The organism is Chryseobacterium sp. Leaf404 (genome assembly GCF_001424145.1).
Classification (GTDB): domain Bacteria; phylum Bacteroidota; class Bacteroidia; order Flavobacteriales; family Weeksellaceae; genus Chryseobacterium.
Genome location: NZ_LMQM01000013.1, coordinates 153,423 through 171,747, shown reverse-complemented (window position 1 = coordinate 171,747; position 18,325 = coordinate 153,423). Strand labels below are relative to the sequence as shown.

The following is an 18,325-nucleotide window of genomic DNA, read 5'->3' as shown; positions in this document are numbered from 1 at the left end:
GATTACGCCATAACAGAAGATAAATCCCACTTTAGTCACCTTTATGGTATCAGATAATAAAAAATAAAGTAACGTAATGTAATGCAATGTAATGTTGTGGAAAGATTTGCGTAATAACCAAAGTAGAATACTCCACAGAAATTGCATTGAGGCTGGCGGAAGGAGTGATTTAAAAACCAAAAACCACCCTTAAAAAGAGTGGTTTTGTAGTCCAAGATGAACAAATATCGAACCAATTAGCTGCTGATTTGGAAATGTTGGCGAAATTAAATTCGTGCTGTAAATAATTTTTTTTACTACTAATAAGCTATAATAAGATAATTTCTCGTTGCAATAGTGCCTAAATAATTCGGTAGTATTTGATTTTAAAAGATGTGAATTTTAAAATCTAATTTTTTCAATAAACTTTCTCAAAATCTCGTATCATTAAACAAAGTTTCATAAATTTACCGAGTATGACTTTAATGTAACAAAATATGAAAATAGGATATGCCCGGGTTTCAACGAAAGATCAAAATTTGGATTTACAAATTGAAGCCTTAGAAAAGGAGGTTGTGAGAAAATTTATCAGGAGAAAATTTCAGGCGCAACAAAGAATCGCCCGGAACTTGATAAAATGATTGAACAGTTCAGAGAAGGTGATGAACTTTATGTTTGGAGGTTAGATCGATTAGGGAGAAGTTTGAAAAATATTATCGATGTTGTCTTAAGTTTGAGTGATAAAGGAATTATAATAAAAGGTCTTGTAGATGGTGTAGATACTGCAACTATCAATGGACGACTATTTTTGAATCTCATGGCTTCTCTGGCGGAATATGAAAGAGAGTTGATAAGAGAAAGAACTAATGCAGGCTTACAGTCTGCAAGAGCAAGAGGTAGGTTGGGAGGCAGGCCGAAAGGCTATACTGCAGAAACAACTTCTAAATTATTACTCCTACGTAATATATATAAGGATGTCACTAAACGTCCGGAAGATATTTATAAGCCTTTTGGATTGACTAGGGCTACCTTTTATCGGTATGCCAAGATTCTTGATAATCATACAGATGCAGAAATAAAGAATATGGGAATTAAGAAATAAACAGAATCATCTTATTCAAAAAAAAATGTCTGCAGATAACCCAAGAAATGGAATTTGTAATTTATTTTTTAATTTATGGTAACTACAATTGTTATCAGATTATATTAATTATCTTTGATTAGGTCATATAAACTGAAGAGAGATAAAAGCATGTATTTTATCGCATATCCAGTCGTATTTGGATCGATATGCGCTATAATACAGCGTGTATATACAAGTTATGGGCAAGGCTAAGACAGACACGCAATAAACAAAATGACACCTACAAATAAACTGACAATTAAAGACGACAAAGTAGTTTATGAGCAAGACCCACAAAATATGTGGACTCTTGACATTGATAAAATCAAGTTCATAGGAGAATATACAACCTCGGCTGGACCAATGGCAGACGACTGGTTTTTTGTTTTTGCGGATACTGTTGACCAATGGTGGCAAGCACCGACACTTGCAGTTGACCATGAACAGTTTTGGAAACAGTTAGGAGAAAAACTTAATTGCGAAATAGCACCTGGACTTTTCGCCTCGACAAATTGGGCGACTAGATTAATTTATCCAAAATAACTTGACGGACAAGAATTGTTCGTATTTGTAAAAGCTGAAGCAAAATCAAAAACGTTTTGGCAGAAATTGTTTGGTTCAGATGACGAAGGCGAACATCTTGAATTAACTGACAACGTAAAACAACTTTTCAAATGACAACAGCCGACAAAAGCCCAGCCCATAATAGCACATTGCAATAGACGGGGTTTCGCGCTCCGCTGACACATTTGTGCAAGGTTGAAGCTCATTGCTCCGAATGAAGATTTGAAGTAAAAAACCCGCCATCGCAAATCTGCAAAACGTTATTAATTGCTATTAAAATATCAAAAAACGATAACATTTTAAATTCTTTCTGCAAAACAAGTAAATAAATTATATTGGTTATATAATGCATATAATTTTTATTTTCTAAAAAGTTATAAGATTACAGAAAGAAAAGTTTTTAAGATTACCAAAAAATATTTTAAGTTTTTAAAAACGATGTGAAAATCTCAACCACAGGCTTGCTTTTAATTTCTACGAACTTGAAAACATTATCCATTTTAGCAATGAAAAAAAAAGAGAAGTAACTTTTCGAACAATTATAAACTTCAAAAGCATAAAAAAGAAAATTCTAATTTGAGAATTTAAAATTAAATTTTAATTGGAGAGCCTTTTAAATAATTGTTGAGTGTCTCCTGCAATTGTTGAAATATCTGATCAGAAAATGATTTAGGTTCAAGAACAGTAGCTTCTTTTCCGTAGGAAAGGATCTCCTGCATGAAATCGTAAGTTGGATGAAGGAAAAATTCAAAATCTATTTCTTGGGGAGTTTCACGGATTTCTTTCTGAGAATGGTGCAGAGGAAAACTACGGATATATTCTCCCTGATGACGGCTGCATCTCAGGACTATTTTTTCAGGATTTTGTTCGGAGAGATTCATGACTCCAAAAGCATTTCGGAAATGTTCTCTTAAATTGAAATTGTATTTTTCCCTGAAAGATTTATCTGAAACATCCAGATAATTGATTCTGTCTAAGCCGAATGATTTTAAAGCTTTGTCGTTAGTGTCTACAGCAATGAGATACCACCTGTCTTTAGATTGTTTTAAAGCCAATGGATGAACCTTTCTTGAAGTCATTACTTTATTCTTGTAATTGTAATGTTCAAACTCAACAATTCTTTTGTTGCGGATGGCAAAGAAGAGATCGTAGAAATGATCTACACCCGAGGGTTTTCTGCTTTCAAAAAAGACGGTTCCTGCAAAATCCGGTCGTTGGTTGATGGCATTGTTTACCTGAAAAGTTTCTAATAATTTCTGGTTGTACTCATCCACTTCCATATCCGGGCGGCCATCGATGTAATATCTTTTGTCGCCCTTTTTTTTGTTGTGAATGGTCAGGTTAAAAAGTCTGGAAATCTCACGAATATCCCTCTGCAAAGTACGGATAGAGTAGCTTTGTACGCCTGCATCCTGAAACTCGAAAGAGGTTAGCAGGTAGTCTTCAAGCTGAGAATAATCTGCCGGAGAGGTTTCTAATTTCTTTATTATTAAAGCATATCTTGCCAGGTAAAAATCTTTTTTCATCTAATATTTGTTTTTTATGCCTGCAATCTTATTACTAAAAATTGCTACACCAAATATATTGGCTTAATGCGACAAAAGATGTCGTGTTTTATTTTTTGTGGATAAATTTTGGAATATTTTATTAAGTTTTCAAAAAAAATGTATTTGTATCATTTCTGCTAAATACATTCAGCCAGCCTATGATAGCAAAAACTTATAAATATAGATTTTATTATTTTACATAATGTATATATTTAACATCATTTTTAATAGCATTATATACTTGTTCAGACTCCTTCATAGTTCGATAAGTTAATTTTTGAAATGTAATTTTGACTCGTTATTATGTTTATATAAGATAAAAATAATACAATTGTGAGAATTATGTTTAAAAAAGCCACACGATAGAATCGTGCGGCAGTGTGACAATATATATTTTTTCATTATCTATTTGTCAAAAGCATAATTTCCATTTTTATCTAAATTAATCTTAAGCTCTTCGAAAGAAATCAATAAAGATATAGGTGTTTTATCCTTATCACTTATTGTGATTATGTAATTTTCATATATTTCATTAGGCGGGAAACCTTTTGAATAGTCATAGCATCCAGCCCAATAATCCATATTAAATCTGTTATCCTTATCCTCTTTCTTCCAAAAAATTAGTCTTATAGGGTATTGATCATTATGATCCAATTTTAAATCTTTATAAACCTTTGCTATGATTTTTTTTATCTGATCTTCTGTATGTTTCATAATTATTTTATTGAATATTTTAAAATTAACTTTTCCATTTCTTGATTTTCCAAAAAGGGCTGCTTATTCTCTTTGAAAAAATATTTAACATATTTGTAGGCACTGACTAATTCTTCTTCTCGGTATTTATTTTTGGTTTTGTAAATTTCTTCCCAAACATTCCATTCCAACTCCCAAGGTTTTTCAGCAACCATTTTTCTATAGTTTTTTCTACCTAATTTTAATAAGTCATCGATATGAACATTTTCATGAAACCATGCCATTTTAGGACAGTTTTTTCTTATCAGAAGTTTAATAGGACCACTCTCATATACCAGAACTCTACCTTTTAATCCCGTAAGATACATGTTATGTGTTTCATCTATCCAAACTATTTCAAGTTTTAAGTTATGCTTTAACATTTTCAAATCAAGCTCACGAATGTATTTTTTTAACAGATTTGAAGATAAGACTTCAAACTGACTTCCTCCAGGAAATAAATCAACTTGCCTCATGTCAAGTCCTGCAACTTTAGTTAATTCGTCAATAGCTTCATCGGCCTGTCTGCGAGAAAGCTGTCCGTTTTCAACTAAATCATCAAGTTGTTTTTCCAGCTCGGCTGCATCTTCCGGTTTTTCTACCAGTTTTTTAGCACTTTTCCTCAACCCATTGTGAATTGCGACTGTAAGTTCACCCGATAAAGATAATAACTCTAGCCAAAATAGATATTCAGATAATGCTTTACCCCATTCTGTATCTCTTGCACCGGTAAGTTTCAATAATGCATTTACCGTACCGCTGGTAATTTCTACTACTGCTGCCGTTGCTGCCACAGCTTTTCTTGCCGCTACTACTGCTCTACCTGCCTCACTTACAAAGCGGAGATTACCAGCTTTACTTGCAAACTTAGCCAAATATCTGAACTTTGCAATATTTCCTACTCCCGAAATAGTCGTTAAAATATCTGCAGCATATTCTGCCGTAGTGATGACGTTGCTCCAGAATTGCTTTTCTTGATTGGCCTTTAGCATAAAGGCAGGAACAATAGAGTCCAGCTTGATATCTGTTTCCTGCTTTTCTATGTCCTTCAGGTAAATAGGATAGAAAGGATGATACCAGAACTGATCTACTATTTCTTCGTCAACCTCATAAGTTCCCGCTTTAGGATGTACTTTAGTCACTTTTTGGGTTTTACCCGTTTCATACTCAGTTTTCAGTAATCTTCCTTTTTGATGATGGGTTTCGAAAGACAGGCTTACATTGCTGAAATAAAAGCCCAATGTTTTTTCGGAACTGTATGGTAAAAATAGCAGCCCGTCTGTGGTAGCAAATTCAGAATTTTTTTCTGTGTCTGGATAAATAAATCTTGATTTTTTCCAAGCTTTATTAATCAGTTTTACAAATTCGATAAAATTAGCACCATTGATTCTATCATAAATAAATTCAAACTTCGTAATGTTTTTATCTCCGTCTTTTATTACCTCAAGAAACCAGTTCATCAATCGTACTTCTCTGCCTTCTTTTTCCAAAATCACCTTTAGAAGTTTCACAAAGATATTCTCTTCAGCGATATTTGTTTTGTTGGTGAGATTGTCTCCTTTTATTGCCATCTCTAGAAGCATCCATAAAAAATCATCACTAAATATCGATGTCACAGATTCCGGTAAATAGAAAAGGGTTTTCATTGCATCCTCATATTCTTTCTTAGTAGGATTGTATTTTAGGCTATCTTCTATAGCTTTAATAATCTGAATCCTAAACTGATACCTAAAATAATCTCTGATAATATTTTCATTTTCTCCTTCTTCTATAGAAAATCCCTGACTAAACAAGGTTTCATTAAGATAAGAAAGTAAACCTCCAATACTTGTAAACTTTATTACAATGGCACATTCATCATTTTTCAAATGGTTTTTTGGACGATAACTTTTTTCGTAGTATCGGTATTTCAGAGTATAATTCCAATGTCGGTAATCTACATCTAAATAAGGTATTAGATTGATTTTACCGGCTTTGTTGGCTTTAATTATATTTACTTTTTTGTCAGGGTTTTCCCAAATATAAGATACATTATCAAAAAGCACTTTTATAATTTTCCCAAAAGTAGTGACATCATCTTTATAATCGTAATCCAAAGTTTCACCATCTTCAATATCCTTCATGAATTCACTATTTGGATCGTAAGATATAATATCAGGAAAAATAACGACTTCATTTATTGATGTTACCACCGTCACAACTCTGTGTTTGTCACTGTCATAAATGTAGGCACTTGTATCAAAGTCGATTGTCAGTTCTTTGGCAGAATTAACGGAAATAATTCCCAAAGTTCCATCTTGGAGATTGCGATACTGGTTAATTGATACTTTTACGAAATATTTTTTTTCTGTAGGTGTTTCTAAGATGTAAATTTTTTCATCAATACTATCATCTAAAAAATTAAAAATACGTTTGTATTTGTTAAAATTTGTTTCAAAAGTATATTTGTCTACCTTATAATTGGTGTCATCTTCTATGCTATTCAAAAGTGTTTCCGTTTCCGGAGCAAGATTTTTTTCCGCTTCTTCTGATCTTCTCCGAAGTCGAAAAAATTCAACAATATTTTTAAAATCACTCATTTTTCTTCGTTTTTAGTTGTTAAACAATTCATTATTCACTTTCAAAATTTCATGATGGTTATAAGGCAGCACGATAAAGTGCTGCCATGTAACCTCGGGTTTTGCCCGATTCATGATTGAAAATTTTAAAAAGATTACACTAAAAATTTAGAAAGCGGAGCCTGATTGCTATACTCATCAGAAGTAAGAGTCTGCCCGTCTTTATCTAAAATTTTCTCTATTCCAAATTGTACCACTGGCGATGTAACTTTCAAATAGGTATCTGCATCAGTAGTGAAGGCAAATTTCTTTTCTTCAGGATTAGCATCTACTTCGCCAAAATCAAAGTTTTTAATAAGTCTTGCGTTTACTTTAAAAGTGATACCATTTTCTCCTGTAGGATAAGCTTCCACGCCTTCAATCTGTGAGATTTCATCGGCAATTCTTTTATAGAGCTTTATGGAAGGTTCGGATTTATCCAATTCGTCTCCTATTTCAAATGTATTTCCAAGACACTCAAATGTTTTAGGATAAACACCGGCATCAACATAATCTTGAATTGTCTTGAATGATATATCATCCATTTCATTAAAACTGATCTCTACCCATTTATCAGATGACTGACCAACCTGGTTATTGTTGAGCGCAAAATTGCTTCCGCACATTTCTCCCAGCTGATCGTCAAATTTCACTCCTGGTTCACAGTTACAAGGCAAAGCTTTTTCAACTCTCAAACCGATAGAATCTGCCTGAAGAATTGTTAAAGCTGTAGGAATTTTTTCTCTCCATGGCTCTCCTTCTTTTGTTCCTTCTGCAGATCGAAGCTCGTCTACAATTGATAAGAATAGTTCATCATCGATTACCGGTACTTCTCCGCCATTCCAGATCTGACCTGTAGAAAGATAATGTCTTACCGCTTCTTCAAATCCAGGTCTTACTGTAACAATTACTCTTGCCATACCAGACTGCATAAATGCTCTGAAGGTAGGGTCATTGTCTTCAAACTGATAAAGATCCGGCCATGATTTGTCTTCTCCCCAGTAGAAAGGATACAGGTAGTAACTCATAATATCCCACTCAAAAGCCTGTTCCATGAATTTTACAAACGCTGCATACTGATCCAGTTTTTCATCTACCTTAATGTTTGTGTTAAGGAAAGTTTCAGCCAAACCGTTATTGGTTTTGTATCTCTTCTTCCCAAAAGTAAGCTCAACATTAGGATCCTGATCCAACATATAAGAAATACAGTTTTTTCGTAAAATTGTATTTTCAATTTTTCTGTAGAAACCGGGGTTTGAACCTTTGATCTGTACTCCCAGCGCTCTTGCTTCTGCTAAAACCTGATTGTATTTTTCAAGCTCGATTTCATAGGCCTCTATGATTTTGTTGAAAGTTTTTTGAAGCCAAGCATTTTTAGCTTCTTGGGTAAGCTGGCACTTTACACTTACGTTTAAATCTAAAATGTGAAGATTAGTAAATCCTACCGAAACAGGGAATTCGTCCTTAAATTCTGCAACAGTCATAAAACCGGTATTTCTCTCTGGAGTGTGCTGATAAGGATAATGTCTAGTGACATTTCCCATACTGATGAAAATTGTTGAACCCCAACCCGTATTTCCTCCAGGTCCTGAGCAGGATAATGAAGCACACGCTTCAATAGTTCTGTATCCTTCGGCAATATTAATCATACCTGCCTTTGTTTGAGCCTGATTATGATCATTACTTGCAAATTCAAAGGCTTTTCCCAGATAAATTATTTCTTTTGGTTTTTCATCTGCTTCGATGTTGAATTTTCCAGCCCAGTATTTTAAAACTGTCTCACCCAAAATACCGTCCAGTGAAGCGCTATTTTCCATTTTATGAAAATCTGCTGTTCTAGGATCTATAGGTTTCACAATCGTATTTTCGGAACTTTTAGATGTCATTCCTAATTTGTGAAGTTTTGCTGGTTCAGGAATCATAAACTCAAACATCATACGTTTGCCATAATTGTAGATTTGATTTTTCACAACTTTATCTACCCATCTGTATACACCAACTACATGACTGTTACCTTTGGTGTTGTCGAAACCATGTTTGTTATTTTCCTCATATTCTTCAAGAATTTTATCAATACGCTCTTCTTTTACCTTAGTTACAATTCTGTCTAAAGCTCTTGCAGTAATGTCTTTTGCTTCTGTAACTGCCTGACGGTTGCTTTCTTCTTTAGAATTATGAGTCGCATAGCTTGCATTAGCACTTGCGCTGAAACCAGCATCACCAATTTTCCAATTTGCTACGACCCCTGCATTTGCTGCAAAATCTTTTGCTTCCTGCATAATTTTAGAGATCTCGCTCTGCATCTCATGTCTTTCGGTAGATGTAGTGTCCGTAAGCTTCTCTTTTTCTGTTTCTGAAGATGTGGTTGTTTGAGATTCGCTTCGCTTTAATCTTCTGGTGGCACGCTCTTTATATTCGCGAGCCATAATGTTTTCAATATGAGCAACATCGCCCTCAACATAGCAATAGGTACTTTGCTCCACTTTTCGGTAATCTGCAATACCGATATTCTTCATACCAAAGCCTGAAGGGATAAAGAGACCGTCGATTCCTTCACTAGGTAAAGTAGGTACTTCTGGATTTTCAGGGTTCTCAGGTTCTACAATTTCAGGCTTTTTTGCTACCAATAGTGCATTTCCTTTAAAGTGTGGACTTTTGGTTAGTCTGTCTAAATCAGTAGGGTCTTTTATAAGTGTAACATTTAAAAGATAGGTATTTCCATCATCTAAAGTAATTTCTCCCTGTAAAACAAATCCTCCTGTAGAAGCAGTTTGAGAAACCAAAATTTTAGGAACATCAAATAGTAAAGTGGTGCCGCTTCCTGTATTTGAAACGCTACTAGAAGTAAAATCAGTTCCATTAACTGTAATTTTATAATTTCCACTTATAATTTGATTTGTATTTGACAATACAAAGAGAAGGCTCCATTCTGTTGAGCTTCTTGAGTATGTTCTTACGCTAAAAGGGATTTGTCCTAATGGATAGTTTGGAAGATTATTAACAGGAATTACCACACCACCGATATTAGTTGAAACCTGCGTAGGCAAAAATGTATTATTTAAAACAGTCTGCTGTAAGACCTGATTATTTTGCGTGATATTTTGATAAAGTTCATCAAAAGTTGAGATTCCTGATAATGCAGTAGTAACCGACGGAGCATTGAATAATCTGCATAATGCATTTTTTTGTTCTGTACTCAATGTTCGTTCAATTGCTGCCGGATCGATTTCTAGAACTTTATTTTCAAATACGAACTCGGGAATTTCAGTCTCAGGATAGCTAATATTCAGAATGTCTTCTTTCAGTCTGTGGAGTTCCATTTCAAGCTCTGCATTAGCATAGAATTTTTCCGGATCTGCAACGCTGAGCTGACTAAGATAATTGATTCTTGTTTCGAAAATCAGCTTTCTGTTGTCTGCGGAAACAATATCCTTCTGCATCTGTTTTACTGCCGGTTTCGTATCAGCCTCATAGCTTTTATATGCTATTTTGTAAGCTGCATCAGCATTTTTTCTAAACGCTTTTTCAGTTTTCTGAAATGAAATCATTAGGTTTTCATTATCCTGAAGATTTAGATGAGCTTCTGCAGACTTCATCGCACTGCTGTTGAAAGCTGTTTTCTGTGCAATATTTGACTCAATTCCCGCAGTTGCAGCACCTTTTACTTTAAAAAGTTCTTTAGGCAATACAACTTTTGCTTTTTTAATATCGTTGAAGCATTGTTCAGTACCATCATAATTTTCTAGAATATGATTCAAATGTAAAAACTGCATGATGGTTTCTTTTGTATAAAAATCTTTTTGCGTAACGATTTGATAGACAAGGTTATCCCAAAGACGGGTGAGATCAGAAAAATATGGAAATACATTTCCTGCTGTCTTGTAAGCATTTATTTTAGTGTCAAATTCCTGTTTAGTGGTAGTGGCTTTATTTCTTGCTACCCAAACTGCCAGGTCGTAAAAATTTCCTGAATTGAATAATTTAAGATCATCCTCAGAATAGATATCTAAATCGTAAGTAGCTTCTTGTTCATCAATTTTTTTTGAGATTACTGATAATGTTTTATCCAGTGGTAGTTTAACGTTATAGATACTTACGTCAGCTGAATTCTCAGGTCTGAAGATAAATCTTTTCTTTTTGTTTTGAGGATCAGATAACTGTGGATTACGCATGGTCGCAAATCTGAATAGTGTTTGCGAAGAGTTGTTGTTTGTTGTCATTGTTTTTGTAGGTTTTTTTAAGATTAAAATTTTTGGAAGTTCTTTTTAGTAGAATGGTTTCCCAGTTAAGTCTTATTTTTTTAAGTGGTGTCAGACTATCTATATCCACCTCATTTTCTATTATTCATATACTTATTTTTTGACATAGCTCTGGCTGTTCAGCATTTTTTTAATGATAAATTTTAAATATTTCAGTAAGTTTTTGGGATTCTTTTCCGGCTTTATTTATAATTCAAAAGTAGGACTGAAAAGCGACAGAACTTGACGTGTTTTATTTTTTTTGAAACTATTTAGTTTATAATTTCAGTATGCCCCATCATGGTCATAACAATTCTTCCATCATTGCTCATATAGAACATAGTAGTAGAGTATTCTTTAAGCCCGATGTAATTTCCCGAACCATTGATCTGAATTCTTAATGGAAAAGGCTGGGGATTTCTTACAATAATGGAGTCTTCTCTTTTGAAATTGCTGAGATCAATATCCGCAGATGCATTTACCAGAATATTAAACTGATATTTTCCTTCGGTAAAGTCACTCAGATCTATCGGATTTCCAATAAATTGAAGATCAATTGATTTCTGTGCATCTACAAGACTTTCCGGATTGAAATTCCCTGCATGCCAGATTTCTGAATTATTGATGAAGGCTGATGAATGGGTCAGCTTAAAAATTTCGCTTCCATCGTTATTAATGCCAATCGTAAAGTCATCTGCAATTGGGCCTAAACTCCACTTTGTCTCAGATGTAAAACCTATTCTCGGATAATACTGGCCACTACCGTAGTCTCTATATCCTAAAATGATGTTTTTCCCTCCTGGTGTGGTTGTTTTTAAAGGTGTTGCGGATGCCGAAAATAAACCCTCTGGTGTATAAGAACTAAAACTCGTATGAAACATTCTATCGGAAAATGTGCTGATATCTGTATTAAATAAGATGTAATCACCTGCGGGCTGGTAATCAGCAGGTTTGAAGTTTCCTTTGTGCCAAATTTCGTTTCCGTTCGCTTTTACAACTCCACCAAGGGGTGCTATGTCAATACCAAAAACATTATTGCCTCCATCAAACCTTTGAGGCTGAAGCCAGGCTTCACCAGTAGAGCTGTTGTGACCGATTGCTGTCCCCCAAAGACCATTATCCCCACTGATTAAGAACGAGGCACCAGAGCCGTCTCCGGCAGATGGAGCATTTGAGGTAACCCCAATTCCAGGAATGATTTTCATTTTACCATTTACATCTCCACCTTGTTTAGAGAAATAACTGTTGGACGTCCATTCTTGTGTTGCATATCCTTGTTCGGAATGATTCCCCCAGTTGTATGCCTGATTCCATAATTGTGAATTACCCTCACCATTGGAAGCAATTGTTCCATTTGAATTAACTGACATTTTCCAGTTAAATACCCCATCAATGTAGGTTCCGATAAAAAAGCCCCCTTCTGTAAAATAATCCGAGCCATGCGATAATGCCCAATTTTGGTCTGATGAAGCATTGTTCTTTAGAAAGAGTTTAGTTTTACCAGAGTTAACGTTTTCTCCTTGAACTATCATTGTGTCAGTAAATGTTTTCTTACTTATTATGGTTTGTGGGACATCTATTCTGACAAAATTAGATAAGTTATAACCTGCAATTCCATCAGCAATCCTTGCATTATCTACTCTTACTCCGTAAGTATTTAAACCATTAAAGCCCATTAATGTTGGAAATGTTGGGCCCCAAGGCACTTGACTGTCTTTATTGTCTACGTTTATATTAGTAGGCGTCAATCCATGTGAAGCATCGAATATAGTGTGACCATTACCATAATTTCTCCAGGCAAGTTCTCCGATGATTTTTCTTTTGTTAATTGTGGGATGTGTTAACCAGTTACTGTCATTTGGTAACTGATCTTCTGGATTGAAATTTCCTGAATGCCACAAATAGCCCTGATTAATATCATTTTTAAATAAGTAATTCTCAAATCCATCCCAACCAATATAATAATTTGCTCCACCCTGTTTTATGAAAGAACTATCTAAATAACTTAAGTTCTTTTCATTAATAATTGGCGTGTTAAAATCCTCTTCAAAGAAAACAGAGTCATCTGTGAGATCGTTTGAGTTGTTTCTTATTTCAACTTCAATAAAAACAGGATTTACAGCAGGTTCATTTTTGTGAACATTGATATAATTTCTATTTTTGGCCACATCGAAATGCACAGTCTGGTCAATGAATAGCCAGTTAGTTGTATTTCCAAAAGCTTTTATTATTTGAGAAGTCCAACCCCAAGTAGCTCCGTCATTACAGCCATAAATCAAGTGTAATTCAATCATACCTATTGCGTTACCGGAATGATATGAAGAATTAAGTCTAACTACTAAATCGCTTACCGTAGTATTTGGTAAATAGATTCTTGTAACTACAGTTGAATTATATGGGCCACCATTATGGAAATATGTTCTTTTCTTCTCTATTGGCGCATATTTTTTCAACTGTTGGAAGTTTGTAGCATGATTATTTAATGACGCATCCGGCACTGTGAGATTACCAGACATAGTGTCTCCCAACTTTGAGACAAAAGTATCAATATCAAAGTCAACAAATTGTGGTAAAAATATTCTTTCAACTTGTGAGCCTATTGTTGGTATTATTTGAGATATACCATCGGCCCCGTTTCCCTCATCCCAGATAAAATCTATCGTTGAATATCCAGCTTTAATATTAAAAGTAGCAGATGCTGAATTATTATAAATATCATTTCTATAAACTTGAATTCCATTGATATAGATTGTACAACCATCATCGTGTATAAAAGCAAAGGAGATAGTTTTGTCTATTGCTGAATATAATACTGTTCTCAGCAGACCTGTATAATTATCGCCATTATCACCAATAACCAAATCTGACCCTTCTCTTATAACTCCTTGCATTATAATATTATCTTCATCAAATCTTTCATAAGTTCTTGCTGTACCTACACCTGTACCTCCTTTGATTTTATAGAATAACCATTTATTTTCAACGTTAGTGTTTGGTAAGTAGGGTAATGATTTATAAGTTTTAGTATAGTTATCTAATGATAAAATCGATGCAAAATCCGAAATAGATTTATCTCCTCCTCCGCCAAGTAATATTTTACTATTATCTGAATTACTTTTAACAAATTCAGATGCTCTAACTTTTTCATAAGTAGAATCATTTAAGTTTTTAAAGTTAAAATAATTGCCATCATAATTTACTTGAGCAGTCCCCATTCCTGCACTGTAAAAAAAATATCCTCCTTTTGCTCCATTGATACCAAAAGCCTGTATAGGTAAGTCGTATCCATGGTTGTTACTGTTTATAAATCTTTTTACATTATTTACTTCTTGATAAGTGTTGGTAGTCATCTGAAATTCAGCTGAATTGATCTGTATATAAGCTGAGCCGCTCCATCTGTACTGTGTATTGTCGGATATTACGATATATATTTTGCCTTTCTCGCCGGATGCGGGCAGGTTTTGAAAAGTTTCACTTTCGATAATATCATCTACATAGCTGGGAAGTTGGTTGGTAGGCACCGTTCCGTTGACCAGATCAGCTTTCTTTTTCCAAAAAGGTTCCGGTTGCCCGAAATCTCTGTTGTTATGCCAGAAAGAAACCATCTTTTCCCAAAAGGAATTACTCCCGTTGCTAAAATTGTTGTTATTATTTTCTTCTGTATTCATTAATTCATATTTTTGTTACAGGTTTTTTTAAGATTAAAATTTAGAAGCTTCTTTTTATTAGAGCCGCTTCAGGTTTTAGCCTTATTTTTTAGGGTGGTTTCCGGCTTTGGATATCCACCTTAATTTTTAATATGCATGATCTTTTATTTAATTTTTAGACATAATTCTGGCTGTTCATCATCGTTTGTATGTTGAATTTTAAAAACTTTTTAAAATTGGAATTGTTTTTTTTGTGCTTTGTTTTATACTTCAAATGTACTGCTGTAAAGCGACAGAACTTGACGTGTTATAATTTGAGTTTTATTTTTTTCATTATTTTTCAAAGTCATTAATGCTGATTAAGAAAACGCTTTTATTTATTGGTACTTGTTTATTTTCAAATCTAATGCTGTAGCGACAGAACTTGACGTGTTTTAAATAGTTAATTCTTTTTCCTGAATATAAGCTAATTCGCTTATAGTTGATCTTTATAAGTATTTTTGCTTATATTTTATTTTTTATTAGCTTTTGAACAATCTGATTTAAGCTTTCCCGGTTATCATCAATATAGCACATTCCTGCCTGGATCAGGTTTTCAATATTGGATCTCCTTACATTATCCATTGCAGAAGAAGCATTTTTGAGTGAAGGATTTATTCTGAAATAATTCTTCTGGTTTCTCTGACCTAAAGTCTGAAACATTTGTGTAAGCTGATAATCTACTGTTTCAGCATTGGCAGAAAGAAGAATATCAATAATAGGATTGATCCAACCGATTTTCCCGGACTTCTGCATTTTCCTGTATGAGTAAGGCTTAGATTCAATTCCTGTTCCTACTGATACAATAATCATATCATTCACTGTGGGATAATTGGCCTTTTGATGGTTTTTCAGAACTTCTGCAAAAGGAATTTTTCTCGCTTCAGCGTAAGCACATAAGGCCGGGTTGTTGGCAAACATTCCTCCGTCAATCAGACTGAAAATCTGCCCGTACATCGATTTGATCTGAGCCGGACTGAAATAAGTGGGAGCAGCCGAAGTAGCCCTGCAAATATCTTTGACATAAAAATTGTCTGCATTGATGCTGGCATTATAGGAGTTGAATAATTTGGCTCTTCTGTTTTCAATGTCGTAGCTCGTAATGAGACAAGGTTTTATAAATTCTTTTAATTCCAGGTTTCCAAAAAAGTCGTTCAGATTTTTTTTGAGTGATTCTTCAGATATTTTTTCATTTAAAAGTCCGAAAGGATTCACAAGTCTTTCCCAAAATGAAACCTGAAAAATATCTCCTCCTTTCTCAGCATACAGTTCCAAACCTTTCTGAATGGAATATTTTGCTTTCCGGTGTTCATCGGGACACAAAATAATTGAGGCTATTAAAGCTCCTGTGCTGCTTCCGGCAATAAGGTCAAAGTAATCTCCGAGCTTTGCATCCGGTTTATCATGTATCTGTAACTGTTCTTCTATATAGCGCAGAATAATGCAGGTAATAATACCCCGGATTCCGCCGCCGTCTAAACTTAATATTGCGATCTTTTTCATTGCTTTTTTCTTTGGTAAAGCAAAGGTAGATGGGGTAGGCGACAGAACTTGACGTGTTAAAAATAATATGAAACAGGAATAATAATTACGCAATAATATAGCCTTCTTTATCTCTTTTTAACTTCGCAAGAATTCTCCAGCTCGTTTTGATTACACCTTGTTTTGTAGCAATAGTTTTTTTCTCAAAATGCGGAAGATCTTTGAATGTTTTCCAGTTTCCACCCCAATCCCAGCCGTATTTTGCAAAGATTTTCACACACTCATACCAATCTGCAACTTTATCATTGTCCCAGTCTTTCACCGTATCCCAGCTTGCTGTTTTCCCGTCGATAATCATACAGATGTCAACAGCCAGTCCGTAATTGTGAATACTCTGTCCGGCTTTGGCATTGGTTACTTTTTTTCCGGAAGTGATTCTTCCGATAGCATACAGTTTTTCTTGCTCTTCAAAACTGCGAAGGCCTTGGGTAATTCTTACTTTTGCTTTTCCTGTTAATGATTCATCGCATTCCTTGATGATCATCTTTACTTCTTCCCTTATTAAAGGATGAAGTTTTTCAATTCTTTGTAATGTTACTTTGTCCATAAATTTTTTATTAATGGAGCAAAAGTAGAGGAGGGTAGCGACAGAACTTGACGTGTTATAGTAATATGGAAATATAATAAAGTTTTTTTGAAAATCTTATCCGTAAACCAAGTATATACAATTTTTAAATTAATAAGATTTCAAAAACATTTAATTTTCAAGTATTTTATTTTATTATCATAACTAATCATTATACTTGTAATTTAGCAGATGACTATCAAAATCATCTTTAAAAAAAATTGAACCAGTATTATATTTGAGATGATGTTAATGAAAATAACGGTTGTGCTTTAACATTATAACTGAACAACGCCCTTATTATGTATAGTCTCAAAAAAACGATTACTTTAATGTTTTGCCACTTATGGTTTACAAAAATTAAGAAGTCCGCTAAAAAGCGGACTTCTTAATTTTTTTTTAAAAGGAAAAAGAAGCTAATTTCCCGCCTTTAAGTACCTCACGGAAATTAGCACCTTTCAAATTTTTATTATGAGAATTATTTTCTCAACAATATATTAATTTTAAATTCCGGAAAAAAGATTCCAAAACTAAATCCAATGATAAGGTTTATCTTTTCTATTTAGATAACAATGCATCTCCTCTTTTTTAAGTTCCGGCAAAAAGTCGATTGCTCGGTCAATTGCATAACTAGGCAGAAAATAAATTTCGTTTTGAATTGTATTTACAACTTTTTCATGACCGTAATATTTTATAATTTCATCAATCTCATTTTGACCTCCTCTTTCGATAATTCGAGTAATGATAGGAACATAGGCATTCTCCCAATTTAATAAGTTAAAATCGGTGTCCCAAAAGAATTTAGGATGAATATCAGGTAATATTTTATCTTCTATTCTCATACTATGAAATTAAGGTTTTTATCTCTTTTTCGCAACATTATTACCTTATAAATCCTTTTCCTTTATTGATAGGAGTGGCTCTTTTTGAAAGCGAAATTCCAAATTTAAGATTGGGATTTGAAACAGCTTTTTTGAGTCTTTCCTGCATTGTCTTCCAATTATTCTCTTTCCCTTGAATCATTGAAACATCATATTGTGTTCTAATACCGTCAAAGTAGATTAATGAACGTGCTACTAAATTTGAATTTCCATTATATTTTAGTTGGTAGCTGTCGAGATATGACTTTAAAGGATTTTCTTCAAGAAGAAAATACATATCTACGAAATCCTTTAACCTTGCTCCACTTTGAAATATTGTGTGAAGTTTCATAGCACCAATATCATCATTTGAAATCATTCTAACATTTTCTGAAATTTTATCGATTGCTATAACAGGATATTTGTGAGCTAAAAGGTCAACTTTTATGTCTTCAATATAGGTCATAACGGTATTTTCGAAAACAATCTCATCTGTTGCCTTATATTCTTTTTGCAGGTAGCTAATTAAATCTTTTGAGTTAAAGTCTTTTGTAGTGAACACACCAAAATGAAGTCCTTTAGCATTTCATCTTTCATTGGTTTTTGCAGGAGTTCCCACATTTCTTTACTTACAGTTTCTTTATGTAACATACCTTCATTTTTCAGAAAAATAATTCTGAAAATGAGGTATGCCTGTACAATGGAAGTGCACGGAAACATTTGACTTCGATTGTCGATGAAAGTCTAAAGTAGAATCCTTTTATTGATGGAGATATTACTAATTGGAATTACAAATTTTTCCGGGAATAGTTACTTTAGTACGCACTATTTTTAAGAAGTCCGTCTTTCAGTCGGAAACCTTAAACAAGATCTAAAATATGTAGGTGGCTTC

10 protein-coding genes and 1 pseudogene are annotated in these 18,325 nt (G+C 33.9%); 2 read left to right on the top strand and 9 right to left on the bottom strand.

Annotated features, from left to right (window positions below):
* The first annotated feature begins 476 nt into the window (after window positions 1–476).
* Both ASG31_RS15025 and ASG31_RS15020 read left to right on the top strand, forming a co-directional pair.
* Window positions 477–1,081, top strand: a pseudogene (locus ASG31_RS15025) (recombinase family protein).
* A 255-nt stretch (window positions 1,082–1,336) separates the two neighbouring features.
* Window positions 1,337–1,645 carry a hypothetical protein gene (locus tag ASG31_RS15020; protein ID WP_056034489.1) on the top strand — a complete coding sequence of 103 codons (309 nt, stop codon included), beginning with the start codon at window positions 1,337–1,339 and terminating at the stop codon, window positions 1,643–1,645.
* Window positions 1,646–2,256: 611 nt separating this feature from the next.
* Here the strand turns inward: ASG31_RS15020 and ASG31_RS15015 are convergent.
* The 9 genes from ASG31_RS15015 to ASG31_RS14975 all read right to left on the bottom strand — a co-directional run bounded on the left by ASG31_RS15015 (window position 2,257) and on the right by ASG31_RS14975 (window position 17,995).
* Complete coding sequence (locus ASG31_RS15015; RefSeq protein ID WP_056034487.1) at window positions 2,257–3,192, bottom strand: helix-turn-helix transcriptional regulator; 936 nt, start codon at window positions 3,190–3,192, stop codon at window positions 2,257–2,259.
* 426 nt (window positions 3,193–3,618) lie between these two features.
* Entirely contained in the window at window positions 3,619–3,927 is a 309-nt protein-coding gene (locus ASG31_RS15010; protein ID WP_056034486.1) for a hypothetical protein, read from the bottom strand.
* Between the two features lie 2 nt (window positions 3,928–3,929).
* Window positions 3,930–6,524 (bottom strand): zincin-like metallopeptidase toxin domain-containing protein, encoded by a 2,595-nt coding sequence (locus ASG31_RS15005; RefSeq protein WP_056034484.1) that lies wholly within the window; start codon window positions 6,522–6,524, stop codon window positions 3,930–3,932.
* A 134-nt stretch (window positions 6,525–6,658) separates the two neighbouring features.
* Entirely contained in the window at window positions 6,659–10,762 is a 4,104-nt protein-coding gene (locus ASG31_RS18405; RefSeq protein WP_131725564.1) for a hypothetical protein, read from the bottom strand.
* A 290-nt stretch (window positions 10,763–11,052) separates the two neighbouring features.
* Complete coding sequence (locus ASG31_RS14995) at window positions 11,053–14,448, bottom strand: hypothetical protein (protein WP_056034480.1); 3,396 nt, start codon at window positions 14,446–14,448, stop codon at window positions 11,053–11,055.
* Between the two features lie 483 nt (window positions 14,449–14,931).
* Window positions 14,932–15,969: a patatin-like phospholipase family protein gene (locus tag ASG31_RS14990; protein WP_056034478.1), complete on the bottom strand. Its 1,038-nt coding sequence runs from the start codon at window positions 15,967–15,969 to the stop codon at window positions 14,932–14,934.
* A gap of 85 nt (window positions 15,970–16,054) precedes the next feature.
* A complete protein-coding gene (locus ASG31_RS14985; RefSeq protein WP_056034475.1) occupies window positions 16,055–16,555 on the bottom strand; it encodes a M15 family metallopeptidase in 501 nt (166 codons plus the stop codon).
* A 548-nt stretch (window positions 16,556–17,103) separates the two neighbouring features.
* The gene (locus ASG31_RS14980; RefSeq protein ID WP_056034472.1) at window positions 17,104–17,415 is read right to left on the bottom strand and encodes a DUF6922 domain-containing protein; all 312 of its coding nucleotides are present in this window, start codon (window positions 17,413–17,415) and stop codon (window positions 17,104–17,106) included.
* Window positions 17,416–17,455: 40 nt separating this feature from the next.
* Entirely contained in the window at window positions 17,456–17,995 is a 540-nt protein-coding gene (locus ASG31_RS14975; protein ID WP_231433765.1) for a hypothetical protein, read from the bottom strand.
* Between the last annotated feature and the right edge of the window lie 330 nt (window positions 17,996–18,325).